Source organism: Palleronia aestuarii (assembly GCF_003253995.1).
GTDB classification, from domain to species: domain Bacteria; phylum Pseudomonadota; class Alphaproteobacteria; order Rhodobacterales; family Rhodobacteraceae; genus Palleronia; species Palleronia aestuarii.
This window is the reverse complement of sequence record NZ_QKZL01000015.1, coordinates 3915-28788: the sequence shown is the minus strand read 5'-3', so window position 1 is coordinate 28788 and position 24874 is coordinate 3915. Positions and strand designations below refer to the sequence as shown.

The 24874-nt window shown below is 63.5% G+C and carries 26 protein-coding genes; 18 read left to right on the top strand and 8 right to left on the bottom strand.

Annotated features, from left to right (window positions below; translation table 11 throughout):
- Positions 1-34 precede the first annotated feature (34 nt).
- Positions 35-1228 (bottom strand): replication initiation protein RepC, encoded by a 1194-nt coding sequence (gene repC, locus LX81_RS14710; RefSeq protein WP_170133963.1) that lies wholly within the window; start codon positions 1226-1228, stop codon positions 35-37.
- Positions 1229-1956: 728 nt separating this feature from the next.
- Between repC and LX81_RS14705 the strand changes: the two genes are divergently transcribed.
- The 16 genes from LX81_RS14705 (at position 1957) to virB11 (ending at position 15780) form a co-directional block, all read left to right on the top strand.
- Positions 1957-3570, top strand: a complete 1614-nt coding sequence (locus LX81_RS14705; protein WP_111538084.1) for an RcgA family putative transporter — start codon at positions 1957-1959, stop codon at positions 3568-3570.
- Entirely contained in the window at positions 3560-4567 is a 1008-nt protein-coding gene (locus LX81_RS14700) for an alpha/beta hydrolase family protein (RefSeq protein WP_111538083.1), read from the top strand. Before LX81_RS14705 ends, LX81_RS14700 begins: the two co-directional genes overlap by 11 nt.
- Before the next feature lie 520 nt (positions 4568-5087).
- A complete protein-coding gene (locus LX81_RS14695) occupies positions 5088-5417 on the top strand; it encodes a hypothetical protein (RefSeq protein ID WP_111538082.1) in 330 nt (109 codons plus the stop codon).
- Positions 5401-5907: a hypothetical protein gene (locus tag LX81_RS22540; protein WP_146259441.1), complete on the top strand. Its 507-nt coding sequence runs from the start codon at positions 5401-5403 to the stop codon at positions 5905-5907. Before LX81_RS14695 ends, LX81_RS22540 begins: the two co-directional genes overlap by 17 nt.
- Positions 5904-6572, top strand: coding sequence for a lytic transglycosylase domain-containing protein (locus LX81_RS22535; RefSeq protein ID WP_373280286.1), 669 nt, complete (start codon positions 5904-5906; stop codon positions 6570-6572). Before LX81_RS22540 ends, LX81_RS22535 begins: the two co-directional genes overlap by 4 nt.
- On the top strand, positions 6560-6859 hold the full coding sequence (locus tag LX81_RS14680) for a TrbC/VirB2 family protein (protein ID WP_111538080.1): 300 nt from the start codon (positions 6560-6562) through the stop codon (positions 6857-6859). The genes LX81_RS22535 and LX81_RS14680 overlap by 13 nt, the downstream gene beginning before the upstream one ends.
- Positions 6860-6862: 3 nt before the next feature.
- On the top strand, positions 6863-7138 hold the full coding sequence (locus LX81_RS14675) for a VirB3 family type IV secretion system protein (protein ID WP_111538079.1): 276 nt from the start codon (positions 6863-6865) through the stop codon (positions 7136-7138).
- Complete coding sequence (locus tag LX81_RS14670; RefSeq protein WP_111538078.1) at positions 7131-9491, top strand: VirB4 family type IV secretion/conjugal transfer ATPase; 2361 nt, start codon at positions 7131-7133, stop codon at positions 9489-9491. The genes LX81_RS14675 and LX81_RS14670 overlap by 8 nt, the downstream gene beginning before the upstream one ends.
- On the top strand, positions 9491-9619 hold the full coding sequence (locus LX81_RS23165; protein ID WP_272939490.1) for a hypothetical protein: 129 nt from the start codon (positions 9491-9493) through the stop codon (positions 9617-9619). The genes LX81_RS14670 and LX81_RS23165 overlap by 1 nt, the downstream gene beginning before the upstream one ends.
- Positions 9616-10317 carry a type IV secretion system protein gene (locus LX81_RS14665; RefSeq protein WP_170133961.1) on the top strand — a complete coding sequence of 234 codons (702 nt, stop codon included), beginning with the start codon at positions 9616-9618 and terminating at the stop codon, positions 10315-10317. The genes LX81_RS23165 and LX81_RS14665 overlap by 4 nt, the downstream gene beginning before the upstream one ends.
- The gene (locus tag LX81_RS14660; protein WP_111538076.1) at positions 10314-10730 is read left to right on the top strand and encodes a hypothetical protein; all 417 of its coding nucleotides are present in this window, start codon (positions 10314-10316) and stop codon (positions 10728-10730) included. Before LX81_RS14665 ends, LX81_RS14660 begins: the two co-directional genes overlap by 4 nt.
- Before the next feature lie 15 nt (positions 10731-10745).
- Positions 10746-11903, top strand: coding sequence for a TrbL/VirB6 family protein (locus LX81_RS14655; protein ID WP_111538075.1), 1158 nt, complete (start codon positions 10746-10748; stop codon positions 11901-11903).
- 75 nt (positions 11904-11978) lie between these two features.
- Positions 11979-12653, top strand: a complete 675-nt coding sequence (locus LX81_RS14650) for a VirB8 family type IV secretion system protein (protein ID WP_111538074.1) — start codon at positions 11979-11981, stop codon at positions 12651-12653.
- Positions 12654-12656: 3 nt separating this feature from the next.
- Positions 12657-13454 (top strand): TrbG/VirB9 family P-type conjugative transfer protein, encoded by a 798-nt coding sequence (locus tag LX81_RS14645; protein WP_111538073.1) that lies wholly within the window; start codon positions 12657-12659, stop codon positions 13452-13454.
- Positions 13451-14755: a TraB/TrbI/VirB10 family type IV secretion system protein gene (locus LX81_RS14640; protein WP_111538072.1), complete on the top strand. Its 1305-nt coding sequence runs from the start codon at positions 13451-13453 to the stop codon at positions 14753-14755. The genes LX81_RS14645 and LX81_RS14640 overlap by 4 nt, the downstream gene beginning before the upstream one ends.
- A gap of 65 nt (positions 14756-14820) precedes the next feature.
- Positions 14821-15780 (top strand): P-type DNA transfer ATPase VirB11, encoded by a 960-nt coding sequence (gene virB11, locus LX81_RS14635; RefSeq protein WP_234822626.1) that lies wholly within the window; start codon positions 14821-14823, stop codon positions 15778-15780.
- Here the strand turns inward: virB11 and LX81_RS14630 are convergent.
- The 3 genes from LX81_RS14630 to LX81_RS14620 all read right to left on the bottom strand — a co-directional run bounded on the left by LX81_RS14630 (position 15765) and on the right by LX81_RS14620 (position 20394).
- On the bottom strand, positions 15765-17999 hold the full coding sequence (locus LX81_RS14630) for a type IV secretory system conjugative DNA transfer family protein (RefSeq protein ID WP_111538071.1): 2235 nt from the start codon (positions 17997-17999) through the stop codon (positions 15765-15767). The genes virB11 and LX81_RS14630 overlap by 16 nt on opposite strands.
- A 17-nt stretch (positions 18000-18016) precedes the next feature.
- Positions 18017-19525, bottom strand: coding sequence for a relaxase/mobilization nuclease domain-containing protein (locus LX81_RS14625; protein WP_170133960.1), 1509 nt, complete (start codon positions 19523-19525; stop codon positions 18017-18019).
- A 284-nt stretch (positions 19526-19809) separates the two neighbouring features.
- Positions 19810-20394 carry a DNA mobilization endonuclease VirD1/MobC family subunit gene (locus tag LX81_RS14620; protein WP_234822625.1) on the bottom strand — a complete coding sequence of 195 codons (585 nt, stop codon included), beginning with the start codon at positions 20392-20394 and terminating at the stop codon, positions 19810-19812.
- Positions 20395-20926: 532 nt separating this feature from the next.
- Between LX81_RS14620 and LX81_RS14615 the strand changes: the two genes are divergently transcribed.
- The gene (locus tag LX81_RS14615) at positions 20927-21712 is read left to right on the top strand and encodes a nucleotide-binding protein (protein WP_170133959.1); all 786 of its coding nucleotides are present in this window, start codon (positions 20927-20929) and stop codon (positions 21710-21712) included.
- The gene (locus tag LX81_RS21910) at positions 21709-22497 is read left to right on the top strand and encodes a hypothetical protein (protein WP_146259439.1); all 789 of its coding nucleotides are present in this window, start codon (positions 21709-21711) and stop codon (positions 22495-22497) included. The genes LX81_RS14615 and LX81_RS21910 overlap by 4 nt, the downstream gene beginning before the upstream one ends.
- Before the next feature lie 209 nt (positions 22498-22706).
- On the opposite strand, the gene LX81_RS14605 is transcribed toward LX81_RS21910, so the two are convergent.
- From LX81_RS14605 to LX81_RS14590, 4 genes are all read right to left on the bottom strand, one after another.
- Positions 22707-23279 (bottom strand): hypothetical protein, encoded by a 573-nt coding sequence (locus LX81_RS14605; RefSeq protein ID WP_211322782.1) that lies wholly within the window; start codon positions 23277-23279, stop codon positions 22707-22709.
- A 100-nt stretch (positions 23280-23379) separates the two neighbouring features.
- The gene (locus LX81_RS14600) at positions 23380-23823 is read right to left on the bottom strand and encodes a hypothetical protein (protein WP_111538067.1); all 444 of its coding nucleotides are present in this window, start codon (positions 23821-23823) and stop codon (positions 23380-23382) included.
- Positions 23820-24209 (bottom strand): hypothetical protein, encoded by a 390-nt coding sequence (locus LX81_RS14595; protein WP_111538066.1) that lies wholly within the window; start codon positions 24207-24209, stop codon positions 23820-23822. The genes LX81_RS14600 and LX81_RS14595 overlap by 4 nt, the downstream gene beginning before the upstream one ends.
- The gene (locus LX81_RS14590) at positions 24209-24493 is read right to left on the bottom strand and encodes a hypothetical protein (protein WP_111538065.1); all 285 of its coding nucleotides are present in this window, start codon (positions 24491-24493) and stop codon (positions 24209-24211) included. The genes LX81_RS14595 and LX81_RS14590 overlap by 1 nt, the downstream gene beginning before the upstream one ends.
- Positions 24494-24874 lie beyond the last annotated feature (381 nt).

Sequence of the window (24874 nt, the reverse complement as noted above, 5' to 3'; positions counted from 1 at the left end):
GCGCCGAACCCACTGGACATAAGGTCAAGAACCCTCAGCACAGCTCGGTTTCCTTGTTGAGCAACCCGAACAGGGTGCGGTTCAGGTGCGCGGTGCCATTCTCGGCCCGTTCCGCCATTCGCCGGACCCATCCACCTACGGATCGGACCTTTCCACCCCGTTCGAGGCTCTGGGCATCTCCCAGCATGACGATGACGGCGGCGCCGGGCGCACCGATGGCGGCCTGCGCGATGGACCAGGCGGTCGGGTCGATCCCGAGCCATCTGGCCCGCTCGGACGCGACCCCGGCAAAGGTCTGCCACGACGGCTGCCCGTGAAGGGCCATCTCCACCTGCCAATCCTGTGGTGCTGCTTGCAGCACTTGTTGGAGGCTTACGTTCTCCAAGCCACAGGTGGCGGGTCCGGTGGGCTGCCGGTTCTCCGGTTTCCCCTTCTTCTCTGCGGGTATCGTCCGATTACAGGATTCTGAAGGTATATGATCTGTAATGTATGCCGGGTCGGAAATTGCCGGTCGACCGGCACCAAATTGCCGGTAAGCCGTGATGTCGTCGAATAGGCGATCGACCTTATCCCCAACCGTACGCAGCTCATCGAGGTCGAGTTTTGCGAGGTCGGGGGGCAAGTCGGTCCAGCGCCGCATCAGGTCATCCGGAAGCGTCTCCGTGTGCAACATCCGCTTCAAGTGCGCGCGCTTCGAGGAGATTTCGTAGCGAAGCTGTGCGCGCAGGGTGTAGTTGTCCTGCTTCGCCGCAGCTTTGAGGGCGAGGTCGTCGGCCTGCTCCAGCAAGGGCGACAAGTCGATCCCGGCGATGTGGACGATTACGCCGCGCCGGTTGCGTTGGACATGCCGGCGGCCGTTGCCGAGGCAGCGGTTCTCGACGAGGCCGAGTTCGACCAGCGTGGCGATCTTGTAGCGGAGCGCCCGGTCCTTGCAGCCGAGCTTATCGACGAGGGCCTCAACGGATGCAGGGCTGATGGGACTGGGCGCATCGTGCGGGACATGCCTGATCAGGTTTTCCAGAAGGCTTTTCAGCCTTGCCGAAATCTTCTCGACGTACTCGGCGTCCCGGACGGCTTTGTAGAGGATCGGCCGGACGTCAATCTGGTCGGTGTCTTCAGGCTTGTCCTTGCGCTGACGTGAGGTTGCCGTGGCTCCGATGCCACGCTGACAAGCAGGGCTCGGAGGGCATCGCCGGCTTGCAAGGTATTCGTTGGATTGGGTTTTCACTGCTCTTGTCCTGTCAACAACTGATTGGACAAGGCGGCCGAGGCATGGCTTTCCCGTTCGCACGGATGCGCTTTTTTCTTGCCTCGATTGTCGGGGGGGTCTAGAACCAATCCAACACTTGATTTGTGGACCGTCGGGAACGCCAATTCCCTGGTTCTTGAACCCCCCTCGCTTGGTGGCCGCCTTGCGGGGGGTTCGCTTTTCTGGGTGTTCTTTCTTCCTGCTCTTGATTCTTGTGTTGTCCGTTCCAAGGCATAGCCGGTCAAGCATATTGGAGCAATTCTGGCGTTAACCGCCGACGCTCCTCCGCCTAAACGACGCTGTTCTTTTGCTCGTCCATCCCGCCCTCGTCTGCGGCTCAGGGATCTATGTGCTTTCGGCTGTCCTCTTCTTTCATGGGTCTTCACATGGGGCGTAGAAGCTTGGCCGCGCTACGAACCCGCGCGCAATGCTTCTGGTTGCACTGTTACCCTAAAACTTGCTTCTGGCAAGATACATAGGCTATGTCCAACAAGATAGCCTGTATCTGTATAGGTGCCCTCTGTATGCATGTGAGTGTTCCTCCTCGCCGTGAAAGCGTTACAGAAAATAGGAGGTCTACAACCTGACGGTGTAGGTGCCCCAGCGTCATCGCGCTTTATAGCTGCTGGATGCGTTGTGATCGCTGGCTAGATCACGTCCTATTACGAAGTCATACGAAACGGCACGAAACGAAATCCCGTAGGTCATTGATAAAAAATGGAAAATATTTTGTACCGCCAGGTGATGGCGAGTACGATTTTAAGGCGCTCTTCAAGCGCACAGTAAGTGCTGGTGCAGGAAGGCCCGTAGACGACGAGGGTTTTCCGCAAGGGTCATGGACCCCTGATGCCCTTGCGGAAGCGATTTCTCAGATCGAGGCCAATCGCGCCGGCATCGAGTTGCGGACTGTCCAGCTATGGTTCCAAGACAACGAGAAGGGCATCAGCACCGATAATATCCGATGGTTGGCCCGGGTCTTTGGATGCGATGATCCCGAAGCGACGAGCGCCTGGCAGGCAGAACTCAGCGCAGCTCAAGCAAGACTTACGGCCAAGCGTCGAGATATGCGTCGACGCGGGCGTGACGAGCAGACCGCTCCCCAGCAGCCAGATACCAATCAGCTAGTTGATGCCGAAGGCGTCGAACCGCCAGATCGGACAATGGCGGAAGACCAAACTGTCGTGACCGGTGCGGAAGGTACTGGCCTCGCTCGCGCGTCGGAGGCGCTTTTCAGTCAGGGATCGCCCCTGAATCTCCCGGTGAGCGTGTTCGCTGGGGCAGTCTCGTTGCAGTTCATATCCCTGTTTCTCGGCATTAGCAGCGTCACGTACATGCGCGATGACGGCATCATCAAGCAGGTTGGGTTTCTTTGGGCACCCAACTGGACGATCCTTTTCATCATCTTCCTGCCATTGTTCCTGGCCTTCGTCGTTGATCTGTTGGTGTTCTGGCGAAGGGAGGGACGTGCGGAAATATCTGGTCCGGTAAGTCCAAGTGGAGTTCTCAAGGGATGGGAGCAGAAGGTCGATGCGTCCTCCTATACTTTCTGGGCGGCGTTTCTGGTCAACATTGGTTTTGCTGGTATTTTCCAATGGGTTGACGTCAGATTGCTTCCCCTTCTGACTGGTAAGAATGACCATGCAGTAGATTGGGGCTCACTGGCTCTCGTGGACCCGGACGCAATCAGTGTGTCTCAGGAGATCGTATTCACCGGTCTTGCCTACTTCTATATGTGCATCTGCTTCTATCTCTTCTTCACGGGCCTCATTCTGCTCTACACCTTGGTACACGATTTCTCGGAAATCGTGCATCGGCGAGGCAGCAAGGTAGATGTCGATCCGTCTCGGGTCAGCAAGATCGAACTAAGGATCATGCAGGGAATATTCCGCTGCACAATCCTGGGCTTGCTCATCGCGATCACCATGAAGCTACAGGCGTTGTACGTTACGACCACGGCGTCAAACGTGCCGCGCTGGTTGCTGATAGACGGGCTTTCACTCGTGCCTGGTATCAGTGGGACGATTGGCTGGGGCGATTATGCCACCCCTACGAACTACACGAGCTTGGTGGTCGCGCTCTCGGCATGCACTGTTTTCCTGTACGGCTGCGTTCGAATTGGGCTTAGTGGACCTTACCGCGCTGCTTTGAGGAAGATGATGGTCGTCGTGGTGCTAGAGGTTTTAGCTTACCTGTCGATGGGCGCCTTCAGCGGCTTCTCGGTTCTTCTTGTCCTTGGGATACTGCTTGCCACCTACGGCTTGTTCGATCCCGGTTTCGGAACCAGTCAGGTTGCGGCAAAGGGCGTACGGAATGTTTCATAAGTGGCTTGACGAGCGGGACGAGCGCCGCGCGTGTCGTGCCGACGCAGACAAGAAAGTGGCCGACCCAATCCTCGATGCAGATCTTGCGTTTCCCGCTGCGGAGAGCATGGCCGGCATCGCGGAGTTTTGCACTCACGCGGAGCGGGCTGTAGCCAACTCAGCGAGCTTCTATGGGTGGGACGGAAAAACTTCTGACTCGGTTTGGGAGGATGGGTGGATAACCTTTCCTTCGACCCTCAAGACCGACATCTCCGAGAACAACACTGTCCGGGCAAAGGTGACACAAGGCAGGTCTTCGGACCACGCCCTTGTGGTCTTCCATCACTGGAATGCCCCGTCGCGCAAACCTCAACTCGCCCAATTCTTCGCTTGGCAAGGGATTACGGTGGTCGAGATCGCTATGCCGTATCACCTAGAGCGCAGTCGCCCTGGTTCTTCTCACGCTGATTACATGCTTAGTCCGAACCTCGGGCGTACGATCCAGTCGATGCGACAAGCGGTACTGGACGGACGCAAGATGGTCGGCGTCTTGAAAGATGCGGGCTACGAGAAGGTTTCTGTCCTTGGAATGAGCCTGGGTTCCTGGGTGGCTGGTCTGGTGGCGAGCCACGAGCCTACGATCGGGAAGGCGGTGTTGCTCCTGACGGCGGGAAACCTTGCCGATATGGTGTGGACGGGGCGTGCTACGCGCCATATTCGAGCAAGCCTCGAAGGAAAAATCGAGTTATCCCAGCTTCGCCAAGCTTGGTCTCCACTCAACCTCGAAAGTTATGCCGATCGACTGGCTCGACCGGGTCTCGCCTTGCAGCTCGTCTTGGCCAAGAGAGACACCGTGGTACTGCCGCAGGTTTCGGACCAGTTGATCGAGACCCTGAACCGCGTCGGTGCGACGCCGAGAGTGCTGCGCCTGAATTGCGGGCACTACTCCTTGTCGCTGCCACCTTATATCCTGCCCGCCGGCCTCGCTGGCTCACGCCTCCTCCATAGTAAAGTCTGAAAGCGGTCCGAACCGGGAGCGGGTTCGCAGGAGGCACTTGCCTGCTGCGACGCAAGCCGCTGGTCCGGTTCCACACAAAATCCGCTTCATCAAAATATTAATATTTAGTTAAAACAGTATAGTAGCACGTTTCGTTTCGTCTCGTTTCGTATGCGTTCGCTACAGAACTGGCCCTTCCCGCCAAACGGGGCGCATCCATCACCAAGGGACTGTCCCGTTGTGATGGGCAGGGTCGGCCATTCGCTGGCCGCGGTTGGGTTGTTGGTTTCAGCGCGATGAGGCTCACCAAGCCAGACTTCAGCATTTTGCTGAACAAAACTGCTGTTCTCAAAATTATCTGCTGTATGGAAATACAAGGCTTGTAGGCATACACAGCCGCATCCAAAAATTACAGACGTGATAAAAATATACGTCCCACATATCCTACAGGTTGACTTGTATTCAGATAGATGGAACGTATGATCGCGATTGAGGCAGCAGGCAGCTATGCGCTAATCGTCCCTGGTATGGAGGCAAAACCATGAGGGACGTGCACGAGATGGCAGGCCAAGAAGACGAGAAGAGACTCTATGGCGCGCACGTTCGCGGATACGTGGAATCAGATGGCGGGAAGGTCATCTACAAACCCGTCGATGCTGGTTCCGGCCGGATCGAGTGGGAAGTCTTCCTGCTTCGCTACGATGGGGTCGAAAAGCAGGTCTACATTCTCTCGACAGACATGCCGAAGCGCATCCGAACCGCCGATGCGCTCTTCAACTATCACAAGAGCCTCTATCCCGACGGACCTACTCTGGAGGTTCCCTACTTCAGACCAGCAAATGCAGTCTCTGCGGATGTCGAAGACGACTAAGAAGTCACGTTCGAAGCCGGTCCGGATACAACTGGACGACCTACCCCCACTGCTCGAGCTAGAAATCTGGCGCGCACAACTGGACGAGAAGTATCCTCGCCTTTCACATAGCCGGACGCCCCGCGCTCTTCGCTATGCATTCTTCGCCCTTCTCATGCCGCCCTACCTGGTCGCGGTCTGGGCGGTTGGCACCTACGACGATCTGATTGCAACTCCGTGGACGATCGGATGGGCGCTGCTCTGGATGGGGGTCGGACCCATTCTTGCGATCGCCGGGTATTTCGTCGCGGCTGTTGCGCCAGTCCTCTCGTTCATGACTGTTGTGGGGCTCGTCATCGCCGTGCCGGTCTATCCGCAGGCATTGACGGTTCTCCTCACACTGTTCGGGTCGTTCTTCGTGACGGCGCCGCCGGTCTGGATAACCCTGGCGGTTCTGATTTCCGTCCTGGCTATTGCGATCTACTGGACGACGGGGGGGCTGAGCTGGTGATCCGTGCAGCCGCCCTGTCCCTCCTGAGCTTCGTACTCGCCGTTCCGAGCCACGCCACCGTCTACGAATACACGCGGGACGGCCGCGTCGTCGTGAAGGACTCGCTCGGCACACAAGCTCAGCCGCAAGCGCCTCGCCCGGCGCGGGTCGCAGCATCCCGGGCCGTCTATCGCGATATGGCCGAACAGGTGGCCCTGCGCCATGCGGGCGGGGCGGGTCCGCGTCGCGCCGGCCTCGACGCCCTGACCTTCGCACTGGTCTTCGTCGAACTGGTCCGGGCCGAGAGCGGCTTCAACCCGAGGGCGCTGTCGCCCAAGGGGGCGCAGGGCCTTGGCCAACTCATGCCGGACACGGCGCGGGCGCTCGGCGTGCGCGATCCGTGGGACCCGGAACAGAACCTCGACGGCGCGGCACGCTACCTCGCGGCGCAGCTCGACCAATTCGGCGACGTGCATCTTGCGCTCGCGGCCTACAATGCCGGGCCGCACCGCGTCACCCAGTATGGCGGCGTGCCCCCCTTTCGGGAGACGCGCGCCTACGTCGCCAAGATCACGGCCGCGGTGGCTTCAGTACAAAACGTGAATCCCGCGCCCGTACCCCCCCGAACGGGACAGACCGTTCACTCCACCAAAAGTCAGAAGGACTCTTCGGTATGGCAATACTGACCCCCTCCACCGGTCGCATCGCGACCGTGGCGCTCGCGCTCGCGGTCTGCGCGGCGTCGCCGGTCTTCGCGCAGGACCTCTCGCCCATCAACACGTTCTTCTCGACGCTCGGCGCGGCGCTGACCGGCACGACCGGCAAGGCCCTCGGCCTCGTCGCGTTGGCAGCGGTCGGCATCTTGTTCCTGATGGGCCGGATGAACTGGATGTTCGCCGGCTCGGTCTGCCTCGGGCTCGTCATCCTGTTCAGCGCGGCGACAATCCTCAGCGGTTTCGGCGCAAGCACTTGAGCTATGCGGAACCCGTGCTTCCTGGCGCTCACACGGCCCGTCTCGATGGCCGGCCTGCCGATGACCTACCTCGTGATCCTCTTTCTCGTGGTCGTCGGCGGCTACATCGCGACGCTCTCGGTGCTGTGGCTGCTGGGAAGCGCGGGCCTCGGCTACGCCGCCCTCCGGGCGCTCGCCAACTACGACCCCCGGCTGCTCGACGTGATCTTCACCAGCCTCGGGAAGACGCCTCCGCCGCCGAGCTGGTTCAAGGGCAAGGGGATGATCTACCGTGCTTGATGTGAAGCAGGGCCTCGGGCGCCGCGCCGTCGATCCGCCGGGCCTCAAGCGCGAGCACATGCTCGCCTCCTACCTCCCCTACGTCACGGGCGTGGGGGAGGACGTCCTCATGCTGCGCGACGGTGACGTCATGGCGTCGTTCCTCGTCTCGGGCATCGAGGCCGACACCGCCGACGCGACGTTCGTCGCGGACGTGGCACGGGCCTTCGGCTCGACCGTCGCGCAGGCCCGGCCCGACATCGCGTTCTACGTCCATCGTATCTCCCACGAGACCGCCCCGATCCTGCTGCCCGTCGAGGGCGACGGGCTCGCGGCGCGGATCGACGCGCAATGGCAAGGCCTGATCTCCGGCGGGGGCCTGCGCGAGCGCGTCTCGATGGTCTCCGTCGTCGTGCGCGCCCGAAAGCTGGCCGGGCTCCTGGCCCGGATCACGGGTGGCTCCAAACGCGACCTCCGCGCCGAGCGCACCCGCCGCATCGCGGTGTTGAACGAAGTTACCACCAATCTGATGCAGGCCGTGACGCCCACGCGGCCCGAGCGGCTGACGCTCGCGGACGGCCGCTGGCTCGGGCTTCTGCGGACCGCCGTGACCGGCAAGTACGCGCCCCTGACCCCCGGCGTGGCCTTCACGCCGATCGGCAATCTCCTCGTCGACAGCCGCGTGGACTTCCGGGGCGACAGTTTCGTCGTGCTGGGCAGCGACGAGGACGACATGCGCTTCGGCGCGATGTTCACCTTCAAGAAGTACCCGACCGAGACCGCACCGGGCTTCCTCGACCGGCTCGACCTGCCCGGCGATACCATCGTCACGCACTCCTTCACGCCGATCGACCTCGTGCCCGCACTCGGGCGCGTGCAGCGCACGATCCGGCAGATGAGCGCGGCCGACGATGCGGCGCGCTCGGCGCAGGCGCAGCTCGTCGATGCCGCCGACGATCTCGCGTCCGGGCGGATCAGCTTCGGCCAGCATCAGGTCTCGATCATGGCCGTGGCCCGCTCGCCCGAGGAATTGAACGACCTCGCCTCGGAGATCCGCACGCAATCGCAGCGCGCCCTCGCGGTCGCGGTGCGCGAGGACATCGGCGCGCGCACGGCGTACTTCGCGCAACATCCCGGGAACTTCACCTTCCGGGCGCGCGACGCGATGATCTCGTCGGCCTGCTTCGCGGACTTCGCCGCGCTGCATACCACGGGCCGCGGGCTCGAACCGGGCACCGAGCCCTGGGGCGCCCCGATCACCATCCTGCCGACGCTCGGCGGCGAGCCCTACCGCTTCAGCTTCCACCAGCCCGGCGAGCCGGGCGACCGCACGGTGGGCCATACGCTCGTCATCGGGCGGACCGGCTCGGGCAAGACGCTCGGCACCGCGTTCCTTCTGGCGCAGGCGCAGCGGCTCGGCCCGCGCATCATCGCCTTCGACAAGGACCGGGGCCTGGAGAGCGCGATCCGCGGGCTCGGGGGCAGCTACTCGGCCGTCCAGATGGGCGTGCCGACCGGGTTCAACCCGTTCCGCTCCGAGGCGGACCTGCGCGGGGTCGGCTGGCTCACGGACTGGCTCGGCGCGCTGCTGACCGCCGACGCCCCGCCGCTCACGGCGGCACAGGAGGAGGCCCTGTCGAACGCCGTGCGCGCCAACGCCGATAGCGACCCCTACCTGCAAACGCTGAGCGCCTTCCGCAGCCAGCTCGTCTCGGTGGATGACGGCGGCGATCTGCATACGCGAATGGGTCAGTGGGATGACGGCAAGTATCACTGGCTGTTCTCCGGCAAGGAAGGCGATCCGCTGCGCTTCTCGAACCGGATCACCGCGTTCGACCTGACGGAGATCTTCGACAGCCCGGCGGTGCGGACCGCGTGGCTCTCCTACGTGTTCCGGCGCATCGAGCGGACGGTCGAGGACGGGCGGCCGACGATCATCGTGCTCGACGAAGCCTGGAAGATGCTCGACGATCCGTACTTCCAGGCCCGCCTGAAGGACTGGATGCTGACGATGCGGAAGAAGAACGTCGTCGTGGTCATGCTGACGCAGCGCGTCAGCCACATCGCCGAGAGCGCCGCCGGCGGCTCGATCTTCGAGAGCTGCGTGACGCAAATCCTGTTCCCGAGCTCGAAGAACACGAGCCGGGAACTGGCACCGCTGAACCTGACCGACCGGGAAGAGGAGTTCCTCTGCACCTCGGCGGCGGGTGCGCGCACGGCGCTGGTGCGGGCGAACGATGCCAGCACGATCGTGGACCTTGACCTGTCGGTCCTCGGGCCGATGCTCCGGGCGCTCGGCGCAGGCCGTGTCGCGGACGATTCCGGGGACGACGACAAGGACAACGAACCCCTGCCCTTCAAGGAGGCCGTCTGATGGTCCGCATCATCGCCGCGCTCGCGCTCGCCGCCCTGCTGGGGGGCTGCGTGACCTACACCGAGAAGACGTCGCCCTGCGTCTGCAACTGGGAATCCATCAACACCACGGGAGAGGCCACGGTATGATCCGGAGACTTCGCAACGCGGCCGCACTGGCGGCGATCACCGCCGGCGCACTTGCGTCGGCCCCGGCGCACGCCCAGGGCGTGCCGACCTTCGACGCGGCCTCGGTGGCGCAGGCCATCGCACAGCTCGAACAGATGCGGCAGGACTACGCCAACCAGCTCCAGCAGCTTCAGAGCATGACCGGCGACAAGGCGATCGCCGGCATCCTGAACTCCGCGCCCGAGATCGCGGCGCGGGAATCGGCCGGCAGCCTGTCCGCGATCATGTCGGGCGGGATGACGGGCGCGGCGATCCCCGGCAACGCCTCGGCGCTGACCGCGCGGATGAACGAACTGAAGACCACGTTCGCGTTGCCCGATCTCAACGGGTTCCTGACATCGGACACGCCGCAGGACCGGGCGCTCGCCACGCAGGCGGGCGCGGGCCTCGCGGCGGTGGCGACGGCCGAGGACACCTACGCGCGGGCCAATACGTCAATGGGCCGGGTGAACCAGCTCATCGGGCAGATCGACGGCAACGCCGATCTCAAGGCGTCGGTGGATTACAACACCCGGATGCTGGGCGAGATCGCGGTGCTTCTGAACGAGAGCTTGCGGCTCCAGGCGGCGCAGGCCAACGCCACCGGCACGGACGCCCTTCTGGCAGCGCGTGAACAGGCGGCGTCCCGGACCTTCATGCGCGTGGGAGATGACGGATGACGCTGAACTCGACCCTGGCGGCTGCGGCCGCTGCCCTGATCCTCGCGACGCCGATGGCGCACGCCACCGGCGGCTCGTGGATTTGTGAGAACCAGATGGACATGGATAGCGATGAGGCCCGTGCGATCTCGGGCTCGAACAATGCCCTCTACAATATATTGATGAAATACCGCGAACGCTGGGACACCGCCTATCGTATGGCGCAATGTGAAGCATACGCAGAAGGACGACCCTACGACATTTCCTGCCTGAACGACCGGCGTGACTGGGACGCGATCAAGGCGATGGTGCCCGAGGAATACTTCGGTATGTCGAACGATGCCTTGCACCCACATTCCCGTGCGATGGAGAGCAATCGCGAACAAAACCTCGCAATGATAAGCTATTGCCGCGACGTCGGCGCGATCGAGTAACGGAAGACCGGACCGATGGCGAGCTACGTTGAGAATACCTTGAACCAAGTGGACAACGCGATCGGCAACTACGCTGAGAGCAGCTTCACCGCGTTCGCTGGACCGATCGCAACCATATGCCAGGCGATGGGTCTCGTCGGTCTGGCCTTCATCGCGCTTAATGCGCTGACGCAATGGGTGCCGATCCGCACGAGCGAATACTTCAAGTGGGGCGTCCGCTACATCATCATCACCGCCGTCGCGACGACCTGGGCGCAGTTCGAGCCGATCTACGACATCGTCACCAACACACCTCAGGAGCTTGGCGCCAAGCTGATGGGCATTGTCGATGCGCCTAACCTGAACACCGCGTTCGACGAGATTATCTCAACGATGTTCAATTTCTCCGATACGCTGTCGGAGAACGCGAGCCTTCCTTTCGGCATCAGCTTTGCGGCGATCGTCGTCTGGATCATTGGTTCGCTCATGGCGGCAGCCGCAATCATCGTCATCTCGCTGGGCAAGATCGGGCTCGGAATGGCCATCGCGCTCGCGCCGATCTTCATTCCGGCGCTGATGTTCAAAGCGACCTCGAACCTGTTCGAAAGCTGGGTGCGGTTCACCCTCGGCTTCGCACTGATCCCGCTAGTCATGGCCGGCGTCGTCGGAGCGATCGTCGGGATTGGTCAGAGTCTTATTGCTGAAGCGGATGCGGCAATCACACTCGAAGATGCCGGCGGCTTCATCATCGTCGGTGTCGGCGCGATCTTCATGACTGCGATGGTGCCCACGCTGGTCAACGGCCTGTCTGGCACGATCACCGCGACCGCCAACGGCGTGGCGATGGCGATCGGCGGCGCGACCGCTGCGGTCGGCGCCTCGGCGGTCGCCGGCAAGATTGCGACAGCCGGTGGCCGAGAGATCGCACGCATCGGCGGCGCTCAAATCGAGGGACACCGGGCCGGGGTCGCCGCCGAGAAATCCGGCAGCAACTACTGGGAAGGCAAGCAGATCGAGTTCGCGCGGCAGAAGGAAATCCGCAACAAGTACGCCGACCTCAATGCGTCGCACGCCGCCATGCGCGGAGGCCAAGCGAGCAGCGTCGACCGCTACCGCGCGGCCAATGCGGGACAGCGGTACGAGAACCGGCGAAGCCGCAGAAACAGACGCACCGACGAGACCAAGGAAGACTGACACGCAGGTCTGCCAGCCTGCGATGTGTGAACACTCCGCGTCCTTCGCGACGCGGCCCGGAAGGAATCTGCCCCGATGGCGAAGAAAACCCCAGATGAGACCGCCGAAGCCTTCGAGAACGAGGTGTTCTTCTCGCTGCGCCGGCAACGCAACATCGGCTGGGTCGTGGGTGCCCTTGGCATGGGGATCGGGCTGGCCTCGGTGGTGACGCTCGCGCTGACGGTGCCGCTCAAGGAGACACGGCCCTACGTCGTCATGGTGGACCGTGCCACGGGCGAGTCCGAGCAGGTGGTCTCGGTCCGTCCGACCTCGCTCGACGACCAGCGCGCGGTCCTCGAGGCCGAGTTGGTCCGCTACGTCACCAACCGCGAGACCTACGATCCGAACGACAATCCGCAGCGCATCCCGCTCGTCGACGGCATGTCTCAGGGACAGGCGCAGTCGTCGCTCCGCGCGATCTGGAACAGCAGCTCCGAACAGTATCCACCGACGCTCTATGGCGGCGATACCGTCATCACCACGCGCGTCCGCTCGGTCTCGATCCTCGACGACGACACCGCGCAGGTCCGCTTCGTGCGCCGCATGGAGAAGGAGGGCCAAACCGCCGTCGAGCGCGACTTCGTGGCCGTGGTCGGCTACGCCTTCGAGCCCCGCACCGAACGCACACTGGATCAGGTCTGGCGCAATCCGCTCGGCTTCACCGTCACCGGCTACCGCATCGACGCGGAAACCCTCGATCCGAGAGGCTGACCCATGAAGCACGCTCTCCCCCTCATCGCGCTCCTTGCCATGACCGGCCTTGCCACGGCCGAGACGACGCCGCGGCCCTTCCCGCAGGACAGCCGCATCCGGTCGTTCACCTACGACGAGCACGAGGTCTACCGGCTCGACACCTATATGCGCTTCATCACCTCGATCGAGTTCGAGCCGGGCGAGAACATCGAGTCCGTTCAGGTGGGCGACAGCGAAAGCTGGCAGATCGTCCGTCTCGACCGCGGTGACGTGCTGTCGGTGAAGCCGCTGATCGAGGGCGCCTACACCAACATGACGGTCTACACGAACCAGCGCCCCTACACGTTCGAACTGCGGGCGCGGGCGGGCCAGGTCGGAGCGCCCAACCTGAACTACCGCGTCAGCTTCCGCTATCCCGGCGTCGAGGCGCAGGCCCGCAGCGCGGCGATCGAGCGGGCCGAACGGCCGAAGGACTTCGACTACTACGCCGCCGGCGATGCGACCTCGATCAAGCCGCTTCAGGTCTACGACGACGGCAAGCGCACCATCTTCGTCTTTCCCGAGAACGCCCGGCGGCCGGGTATCTTCCTCGTCGGGCCGGACGGGCGCGAGAGCATCGTCAATGTCCGTCATGCCGAGAACGCCAGCATCGTCGATCGCGTGTCGGACCGCTGGACCATCCGCATCGGCGACGAGGAGATCTGCGTGGCGCATGGCGACGTGATCCGCTCGGTGCCGGGCGGGCGGCGCGCGCCGCAGCTCGGCCAGGGTTACGCCGTCTATGATCCCGAAATTCGGGGCAGCGTGGTAATAAAATGAGCGATCAGGGTACGAACACGCGCGACCAGATGATCGAGGGTGGCTCGGAAGGGTCCGGCCGCGGTCGAACAATCGCTGCTGTTGCTTTCCTCGGGGCCGTGGGTGTCGTCGCCTACTTCATTTTGAGTCCGGAGGCCGTGGATACAAGCGGTCCCGACACGTCGCAGACCCAGGAGATGCAGAGAGAAGAAACGGCGCCGGGGGTGGATACCGGAATGCCGGCCGGTCAACCCGTGGATCAGCCCGACACGACGCCCATCCCCGCCGTGATGACGCCGATGACACCGCCGCCAGTCGACGATGGCCGTGAGGAGGACCGCAAGCGCATCGCCGATCTCGAAGCGCAGCTCGAATCCCTGCGCCAGTCGCAGGGCGGCGACGAGGCCCTGCAAGCGGCCCTCGACGACATGCAGACGAAGCTCGAACGGGAACGGGAAGACGCGGATGCGCGCTACCAGGCGCTCCTCGCGCAGATGGCCCAGAACGCCGGGGGCGGCGATACCGGCATGAGCGAGGACGAACGCGAGGCGCGTCGGCGTCTCGAAGAGGAGCGCCAGCGCCGGGCGGCGATCGCCGAGGCGCAGATCATGTCGAACGGCATCGTCCTCGACGCGGCCGGCGCCAAGACCGGCGGCAGCCAGGGGGGCGCGTCCGGCGCGGGCGATGCCTCGGGGCGCACCCTGACCTCGAACGAGCAGTTCATCCAGGACGCCAGCACGCAAAGTTACGACACCGTGCGCGCCACCCGGATCGCCAATCCGAGCCGGACCATCGTGCAGGGCACGACGCTCAACGCCGTGCTGGAGACCGCGATCTCGACCGAGTTGCCCGGCGCGATCCGCGCCGTCGTGACCGACGACGTGATGAGCTACGATGGCATGAACGTCCTGATCCCGCGCGGCTCGCGTCTGATCGGGTCGTACAACTCGGACGTCTCGGTCATTCAGGACCGCGTGCAGATCGCCTGGAACCGGGCGGTGACGCCCGAGGGCGTCAGCGTCGAGCTGGGCGGCTACGGCGCCGACGCGCTCGGGATGTCGGGACAGGCGGGACAGGTGGATACCCGGTTCCGCCAGCGGTTCGGCTCGGCCGCGCTGATCTCGCTCATCGGCGCCGGTCCGGATGTGGTCATCAAGGACGATACAAGGGGCGATGCGGCAGACGCGATGCAGGACGTGGGCGACGACATGGCCACGGCCACGCAGGGCGTAATGGCGGATTACCTGAACGCCGGCCCGGTCATCTACATCGACCAGGGCGTCTACATGACCGTGTTCGTCAACAGGGATTTAGTGTTCTAGTGCAACGGGTTGATAGCATAGTTGGCTCGACCGCCAGCCCTGCCAGCTATGCTGAGCAAGGGCTATTGCCGCTGCGCGACCTTCTCATCGACGAAGGCGTCAACGAGGTGGTCATCAACCCCGACCGCAGCGTCTGGGTCGAGTACGCGCAGCGCGGCCACATGGAGCGGTGGGAGGGCGCGATCCCGCCCGAACGCCTGAACGCGCTCGGCGCGCATCTCGCCGGCGAGGCCAGGACGCAGCTCGGCCGCCACCACCCCATCGTCTCGGGCCGCGTCCATGTCTTCGGCCAGTCGATGCGCGTGCAGGTCATCGTGCCGCCCGCGATCGAGGCCGGCGTGTCGGTGTCGATCCGCAAGTACGTCTCGCGCATCCTGGAGCTGCACGAGGTGGGATTCCTCATGGGGGCCGAGGTCGATGTCGAGCGGCAGCGTCTCGACCGGCTGGAGGAGCTGCGCGCGTTGGCCGAGGCCGGCGATCTCGCCAATCTCATGCACCGGGCCGTCACCGAGAAGCTGAACATCCTCGTCTCCGGCGGTACCTCCTCGGGCAAGACCACCCTCGCCCGCGCGATCATGTCGATGGCCGACCGGGGCGAGCGCATGGTGACGATCGAGGACGCGCCCGAGCTGCACCTGCCGCATCCGAACAATGTGGCGCTCGTCGCCGACCGGCGGACGGACTCGGAACGCTCCCCTGCCCGCCTTCTGGAGAGCGCGCTCCGGATGCGGCCCGACCGGCTGATCCTGGGCGAAATCCGTGGCGCGGAGGCGTTCAACTTCCTCGAGGCGATCAACACCGGGCACCCCGGCTCGATCAGCACCATCCATGCCGACAGCCCGCAGCTCGCGCTCGAACGCATGGCGATGATGGTGCTGCGCGCAGGCCTCGACCTCGGCCGGGGCGACATCCTCGACTACGCCCGCGCCACCATCGACCTCGTGATACAGACAGGACGCCACGAGGGGCGTCGTGGCGTCCTGCAGGTGTTCATGCCGGCGTTGGAGGATCAGGCGCCAGGCTGATCTGGTTCGGGCCGATCCTGACCTGTTTCGTCCTTATTGGGGAATATGTTTGCTTGCGCTTGCGACAGGTTCGCCCTTCGCAAGCCTTTCGGGCGCTGCGAAGACGTTTCGTCAACATTGCCGACCTTACTTGCTTCATCGCCTTCGTTGGTGACGTCCTCGGGCGCAGATTGCGCCGGGGCCGCATCATTCTTTTCCTCGGATCGCATCCCTACCGCATACATTTCTTGCGCGAGGGTCAGAGCGGCATCCAGTCGCCGGCATTTGTCTCTTACGGGATAGAGCGCGGCCAGCTCCGCTGCTTCCTGGGAATCGTCGGGTTCTGCATCCCCGACATCGGTCGCGTTCGGACCGGCGACAGTCGGTTCGCTTACGGCAGCCTTGTCTGGAACAGGGGCCTCTGACGCTGCACCATCCTTGGCTCGATCCGGATCGACCGCGGGAGTCGACGAGACCGTGGCAGGCCGTAGCGCAGCAAGCGGATTATCCGCGCCATTGCTCCCATTGCTCGATTGTGCAGGTGCCAAGGGCTGGGCTGTCTCACTGATCGGATCGTCCGGCAGCACCGGAGGCTCCGGTAGAGGACCAGTCTGGTCGTCGAAGATTGGTTTGAGGATCTTGTCCTCGTAGTAGATTACCTTGCTGGCGATGACCGGGTAGGAGTCCTCGACCAGCGCGAGGATCGTGTTCTTGCCAAGCATTCGCACCTGCTCGGGCCGGATCAGCCGGGCGCCATCTTCGCGCTCCTGATAAGAGGTCGTCAGTTGACCGCCCTTCCAAGATTTCGACCGCGACTTGCGGGTGAAGTCGCCGACCGCCTCGCTGACGTAGCGGGGAGTCTCCTCGTCCGCTGCGGACATGAAGAGCTGTATGCGGCAGTTCGACAGGAAGATGGTTTCGCCATCCTTGTCGTAATGCTTCCGCAACTGGCCAAGCGTCTGGAGGATGATCATCACTCGGCCGCCGAAGCTGCGGAGCGTGGCAATCCCATCCATCAAAGCGTCCATTCTTCCAAGGGACGCGAACTCGTCGAGACAGAAGAGGACAGTGTATTTCTCGCCCTTCTCGGGGTCCGGCTCGGCCCTTTTCAGAATCTTGATGGCCTGCTGGAACATCAGTCGAACGAGCGGCGCCAGATCGCTCAGATCGTTGTCCGAGACGACGAAGTAGATCGTGGCAGGTTCGGACCGCAGGTTGGCAAAGGTGAAATCGGATTTCGAGGTGGCCGCACGGATTGCGGGGTTGTTCCATAGGCTCAAACCACCGTCTCCGAGAACCGACAGGTACGAGCTGAGGATGCGGGATTCCATGCCCGACATCTTGTAGAAGATCTTCCTGGCGTCCTCGGATTTCGTCTCGTCGCCGAGGTTCCACATCAGTTTCGAGCTTTCACCGGGCTGGGAAAGCGCGTCGAGGATCGCACCGATCGTCGGTGTGCCCTTCTCGATGACGTGGATGGCAGCGGCCGTGAAAATCTCACGGGCGCCTTCTAGGAAACCTTGCCCGTTCCCATGCGCGATAATGAAGGAGGACGCGACACGCTTGGCCTCCGTGAACTGCCGCCGAGGATGTGCGTCCAGCACGACCTGAAGCGGATTGTAGCGATGCGTCCGATCGTTGTCGTCGAGAGGTGCGAACTTGAACACCTTGTCGCCGAAAGTCATCCGTCGCCGGCTTGTCTTCGCGAACAGCTCACCCTTCATATCGAGGGCAAAGATCGAACCGGGATAGGTCAGCACCGTCGGGATCGTGATGCCGCGCGTCTTGCCCGATCCGGTCGGGGCGATCGCCATGCAATGCGGGATTTCCCGCGAGGAAAAAAAATCCGCATTCGAGTTCGGCGGGCCGAACTTGGCATAGATGGGTCCGTTCAGGGTCCTGATTTGCGTCGACAGGCCAGCTTTCTTCAATTCCTGTTGGGTGGCCCAGCGAGCCGAACCGTGGCTGGTGAGCTGGCGCGGGCGACCGATAGCCGGGATCGCGATCGCGGCGACAACCGCGATTGCCGCCCAGATCATCAAGGCCGTACGGATCGGTTCCAGCTTCGGGATGTCCTGTAGCGACAGGGGCATGAAGTCGAAGATTGTTGTGAAGCCGACATTCGTGGGATCGCGACCGACGACCCACGAGGCATAGGCGCCGGCGACGATCGAGCCGAGCAGGAGCCCAATCAGAAGGCCGCCGAGTGCGAGCGGCAGGATGGATTTCGAAGGGGACATTCTGTTCCTCGTTTCTGTCAGAGGCCGCGGCCGTTGTCGCGATCGCGCTTGGCGCGCTCGTCGAGTTCCCGGTCGCGCTGCTCCCGAGCCGCCTCGCGAGCCGCAGCGGCGCGCTTTTCCGCCGCCTGCTCGTCGACGATGCGCTGTGCGATCGGGTCGATGGCCCGGTCGCGTTGCTGTGCTTCCGTTTGTGCTTGATGAGCTTGGTCCTGACGGCGTGCATCGGGTGTGGCAGCATCAGTCCTGCCCTCGTCGCCTCCCAGGCCGCGAGGCATCGCCGCCGGTCGGGCATCGCGACTGCGCTCGCGGGCGGCATCGTAGATCAATCCGATCTCCTGATGCATCCTAGACAATGCGACGTCACGCGCCTGCACGTCCTCCGGACCTTCGCCGCGCGCAACCCGTGTCCTGCCGCGCTCTTCGACCTCGGCGCTTTGGAATTGGCGTTCAAGACCTTTGGATGGCGTCGAGCCGGAATACCGCTCTACCGTCGCCTCGGGATCGACGCCGTACCGGGTTGCCACGGCTTTTACGCGCTCTTCCACGACGCTCTTCGCTGCGAGCTCGCTGGGATTGTTCTGCTCGAGACCCCGGTAACGCCCACTTTCGCCCGGTTGCGTGAAGGGGGCCAGGTCGCGCGGATTGGCGAGAAGCGGAGCCGTCTCCGCTTTCAGACTGGCGATCTCGCGGGCCAGCCTCATTCGGGTGGCATTGTCGCCAACTTTCTCCACGCCCCGGTCCATCTTGTCGATGCTGTCCCGGATCTCGGTTTTCACCGCATTGACACGTTCGCTCATGTCGGCCTCCTGCCGATTGCTGATAGTCGCTGTGATCTCCGCAAGAGCCTTCCCCTCGGATGCGGCTGCGGAGGCCGCATAGAGAATCCGTGCGGTCTCGGGCGACTTGCCTTCGACCAGTTGCGCCTCGGTCGCGAAGCGGCGGGATTGATGCAGGAGCGCCGCCGCCGCGAGAATGGCAGTCGTCCGTGTATGCGAAGGCGGAATCGGTTCACGGCCTTCTTCGCCCGCCCTACGGTATTCCGCGTCCGGCACCGGTCGGTCGTGAAGTCCTCGCGCCAGGCGCGGTGTCGCTTCCAACTCGATTCCCTCGCGGCCGGCGACGTTCACCAGGACCTCGCGCATCCGATCGTAGTTCATGTCGCCGCGCTGCGAGACCTTGAGCCATTCGCCGTTCTCCAGCCCCCGGCGGTAGACGACGACATGCATGTGTGGATGTGCCCGGTCGGTGTGGAACGCGGTGTAGTAGTCGTAGCTGTCCCCGCCGTACTGTCCCGACCCGAACATCTCCTCCGCCCAGGCCCGCCCTGCCCGTTCGGCGGCCTGGGGATCGGTGTTCTCCGGAAAGCTGGCGATGAAATGCGACGTCCGGTCAGCATGACCGGAGCCCTCGGGCGGCATCCGCCAATCCTTCTCGATGGCATCCGCCTGCTCGGCATCGACCGGAAGGCCCATCATGGCCTCCGATCGCTGTAAGGGCTGAGAGCCCTCTCGCGACAGGTAGGTCATCTGTGCTCGGAGACCGCGCAGGTCGGACGCCCCTCCATTGCGGATCATCTTGATGACGGCTTGCGGCTTGCGCCCCGGAAGGCTGACGCCCCCGCCCCCTCCTCCGCCTCGCATCCGTTCGACATTCGCTCGATGAGCCATTTGCAGGCCAAGTCGCGCCTCGCGCGCCCGTCGTGCCCGGCCCGGCTCGATGATCGCCCAGTCTTCTCCCATGACGGCATCGAGTGCGGAGACGCCGGACTTGGCTGCCCTGCCTCGCTTCAGGAACGTGGCGACCTCGTAACTCATTCGTCGACCTCACGGTCGAGTCGCGCCAGCCCGTCCTCGCGTCGCGCAGCCAGGTCGAGGATCGTCTGCGTCTGCCCTTGCACTTGAACGAGGACTTTTCCGAGTGCCGCCCGTTCTTCCATGAAGGCCCGGTAGTCCGGATCGCGGGTCCGGTTCGCGGATTTTGCGATCTGGTTGATGTTCCGCGCCACGCCGACGAGCTGCCGCGCGACGTCGCGAAGTGCTTCGACCTGCATCGGATCGGCCTCCACGAACCCCCCAATCCGCCGCATGGCGATCCGGAGCGCGCGGTTCCGCTTGATCCCAAGCCGAGCGATCTGCGTGTCGAACTCCGCCAGCTCGGCTTCCGTCACCCGCACGGCGATGGTGCGATCCGCCCGCTGGGCAGGTTTCGAAGCATTGGGATCAACCCAATCACCACCCTTCATCTGGCGGTTCTTCCATCCTGGCGTCTGGTCGTTGTCGGTCGTCATCGGTCCCACTTCGGAGGTCTTGGCTCTTCTAGTTTCAAATGTTATACATTTGAATATATCCTGCCATTCACCACAATGAACCTTCCGTTTTCTTTCTTCATCGGTCAAGGCCTTCTGAGGGTCTGGATTGCATCTCCGGAGGGTCGTGCCCCAAACCTTGATTGCCGCCGAGGAGAGCCTGGCAGGGCCGCCAGAGCGCCAAATCGAACTCCTGAGGGGGGGGTGGTGCCAACTAGGGTGATGTGTCCGTCTGGCGGCCTCTGAGCGCAAAATCGGGAGTATCTGGGATCATTCGTTCTTAGGCACATGCAGCTATATGACCATTCGCACTTGTGCACTTAGACACTTGGGAACTTGTGCCGATAAGCATGTGTGTCCTTATGATCATTCGTATATAGGGAACTGTGCCCATCGGATCATCGGCACATGGGGAACCGCGGTCCTGCGGACTGTGGCGCCTAGGTATCTATGATTAGAAGGTCATGGGCGCATCCGCACTTGGGATTGCACGAACTTGGTACCTTCGGCACCGTCGTACTTATGGAACGACGGACTTGGGAACTGGCGGCCGCAGGACCGTAGGGCCTTGGGAACCGTCGCACTTGAGGACATGCAGGCAGCAGAGCCGGGAGAAATCAGAATGGCGGAAGCAGCGAAGGTGATGGAAACGGCGGCGGCCCCCGACAACGAAGTGCGGGCTCCGATCCTGACATTCATGAGCGGCAAGGGCGGGGCCGGGAAGACGATCAGTCTCATGACGATCGTGTCGGCGCTGTCGGCGCGAGGCAAGAAGGTCGCCATTCTCGAAGCCGACGAGATGAGGCCGATCACCGCATGGAGAGCCGATGGGCTGGAGAAAGGGACGTGGGACGAGGAAATCCTGATCTACACCATCGAGGATGCAGATGATCTTGGTGTCGCACTCCGGAAGGCGGACGAGGCCGGCGCCGATTTCGTCTTCATCGACACGAAGGGGGGAGGCTCGGACCTCAACCAGACGATCATCCTGAACTCGCAGCTTGTCATCGTGCCGACAGCTCTCGACATCAACGAGATGAAGGCCCTCTTCAGGACGTGCAACTACCTCGTCGACGCCATCGAGGGGTATGAGGACGAGGTGTCCGTTCAGATCCTCCTCAACAGGACACCGACCCGGGATTCCGCACTGGCGGCGACGAACAAGGTCGGATTGAAGGCCCTGGTCGACGCCGAGATGCCGGTCATGACGTCGCGCCTGCCGCGGCGCCAAGTGTTCTCGGACCTTCCGCAAGGCGGTATCCTGCACAAGTATTTCGAGTATTGCCGCAAACACCCCGACAGGCGCGTCATGGCTCCGGAGGTCCGGAAGGCCATCAAAGACGCCGATACCCTGACCGACGAAGTGCTGTCGCTGCTCGAACCCGAGGCGAAGGAGGCGCAGGCATGACACGTAAGCTCAGGAAACGCCCAGATGGGCTTAGCTACAAGGAAGTCTTCTCGCTCAACGACGCGAACGACGAAGGAGCGAGCAAGGCGGCCCGATCGGACGACACGCCGCGATCCGAAGCGCCGGACAACAAGCCTGTTCCCCTGCAAGCCGTTCGCTCGGATCAGCACGCGATCGAACCGGATCGTGCGGATGAATTGTCGGCGGTAGAGGCGGACAAGACCGATCTTGGCCGGAAACCCGTAGCGGTCGACAAAACTCCGCAAGTCCCCAATGCAGATAGGGGATCGCAAACCGAGGGGTCGAAACCAGATGAAACCTCCGATCTGGTCGCAGGACCGATGGACCAGGCGCCAACCGGGTTGCCGAAGCGCGCAGATGAAACTCCGCCTTCACGCAAGCCAAAATCCGCACCCGCGCCATCGCCCGAAAAAAGTAGGCTGAGAGGCTATCTGCCATTTCCTGCTCTTGGCGTGTCGTCGAGCTTCGACGCCATTCACGACGCCTATGGCCTCAAGTTCGCTACGAAGCATTTTCTGGATAAGGCCATCGAGGGGTTCGTCGAGGCTGTCCGGGCAGGGAAGGGACCGACGAAGAACCTTCGACCTGATTACCCGTCGATGCCGGACAAGGTACAGGCCACACGGCACGTTCCTCTCGATGTCGTCGACCATGTTCGGGAAATGATCGACCCGATGGGTCTTCTCCCGCACGGCACCCTCGGCACCCGCGTCCTCGAAATGGCGATGGCCTGGCACATGAGGAACGACGGCAAGAAGAACTGACGCCACCCGGACCGCCGGTCCGTCCCGGGTTTACCACAGGCCCTCGCTCGATACCTTTGGTCTCGCTCGGGCCTGCTTCGCCCCGAACCTCCACTCCCAAGGTCGTTCCGGCCCGGGGTGGAAAACCCGGGACGGACCTGCCGCGGCGCCCGTGGCCAAACGCGAAAAGCCCCGCCGGAGGCGGGGCTTCACATGGTAGGGCAGGGGGGTCAGTCCCTGGCGAGACGCGGCCTGTTCTCGTAGGCAAGCGGGCGCTCGGGTTCGGCCCGCTCCGTGCTGAGGGGCACGTCACCGACGATCGCGGCAAACCCTTCGTTCGTACGCCGGGTCATCTTCGCACCGTCGCCCGAAACATTGATCTCCATGTCCGGCGTCAGGCGCAGGAACTCGCCGTCCGCCTCCAGCCAGCTCGTATCGTTGTCCCGGCCTTCGACCTCCCGCTTGATCGAGCCGTCATGCTGGACCGTGATCCAGACATCGCCGACCAGGACGCGGACGCCGTAGTGATCGACCTGGATGCCCGACCATCCGATCGCGTCGGGATCGCGGCGCACGATGATCTTGTCGGGGTGGAGCTTGATCTGCACATCGCCCGCATCTCCGTGGCCGCGCACGACAAGGAAGGACTCCTTGGCCTTCGGATCGTCGGTGACGCCGGCCACGCCGTTCTTCGGGCTCCAGAGCCGGGGGTCGCTGCGCGTCCGCCCGTCCTTGTTGCGGTGAAAGGCGATGAGGAGCTGCGCCGACTTCCAGGCCGACGTGATGGGGCTAAGAGCGTTCATTGGGGGACCTTTCCATCGGGTCTGTCCGTGTCCCGATCCTATCATGGGGGCCGCAATAGGCCAAAGAAATAAGGGGGTTGAGGCGATTTCTCGCCCCAATTCAGGCCGTCGTGCCGGCCGCGTCGCGGAAGCGGTCCAGCACCTCGGCCGGGGTCGGCTGCCGCGCGAAGATCGCCCGCTCGCCCACCACGTCGAAGTCCCGCCGGCACATCTCCACCGCCCGCAGGTCGTGGTCGGGATGGGCCTCCACGCCGCCGTTGCGGTACTGGAAGGCGCACCATTTCGGCAGGCCCATCGGGTTCGCCGCTGCCTCGAGGATCATCTCGGCCGCGACGAGGTGCTGCACCTCGAACGACAACGCGCTGTCCCGGATCGAGGGGTGGCAGTCGTCGTGCCGGCAATCGGGGCCTTCGTCATAGCCGAACGTCATGCCGGGATGGCGCTCGGCCAGAAGCCGGGCGGTGATCTGTGCAGCCCGCCCGGTATCGGCATGACAGACGAACCGCTTCGGAAAGACAGACAGAAGATGGATGGAATGGATCATTGGGCGTCCTCCAGCTCGCGGGTGTCCTCGGCCGCGGCCACGGCGGCGATCGCGCGCTCGGCACGCAGCGCGGAAAGCCGCAGGAGCGCGCGGCCATTCGGCTCGTCGGTGCGGATCGTCACGGCATCGACGAGCCACGCATCGGACAGGTGGCCGATCCGCCCGGTGGCCAGGTCACGAACCTGGGCGAGATGCCCGCCCGCGATCCGCTTGATGACGAACCGCCCACGCTCGACGGCGGTGTAATCGCGGGGGAGCCATGCCATGACCTGCACCTTGCGGCCTTGGATCAGGGCGATGGTGCCGACCGCCACGGTGCCGACCTGACGGATGCGCCCGCCGATCTCGACGCGGCGATGACGCTGGGGGTTATACTGGCGGAGCATCAGACGATCTCCTCGAAGAGAGCGGCCACGCGAGCGTTCAACGCCCGGGTTTCGTCATCGTCCTCGGTCACGTCCCGCCACGGGTACTCCGAGACGGCGTTGATGCGTTCGCAAAGCGCGTCGATCTGCTCGGCGTCGAGGGGCGTGAACTCGTTGCAGTCGGTCGCGATCTCCTCGACCTCCGGGGGCAGGGCAGGGGTCAGTTGCAAGAGGCGCAGACCGGCGAGGATGGCGGCCAGCTCGTAGCGGTCCACGTCCTCGATGGCGGTGGAATGAAGGGGCATCGTCGTCTCCGTGTGGGGGTTTCTCTGATCCTGTCCGGATCACTCCCAAGCGAAGCCGTCTTTCACTCTCTCCCGGCTCTCCCTGTCCGGCCCGAAGGGCCGTGTGAACGGAGCTGTCCATAGGCCGCGAGTCGGACGCGCCATCACATAGCGAAGGCAGACGAGCGGCCTGTGGTCAGGTCCGGAACGCACCGGGGACCGTCACCCGAAGGGCTGAGACCTGGGCCGCCGACCGATCATCCGGTCGCGGCGTCGGATGGCTCCGGAGGAGACAGCCGACGCCGCAGCGGGCCGAAGGCCCGCACCCTCGCCGGAGCGCGCAGCGCGAGGGCGAGGTCGACGGCTGCCGCTTGGTGGAACCCGCCCGGGCGAAGCGCAGAG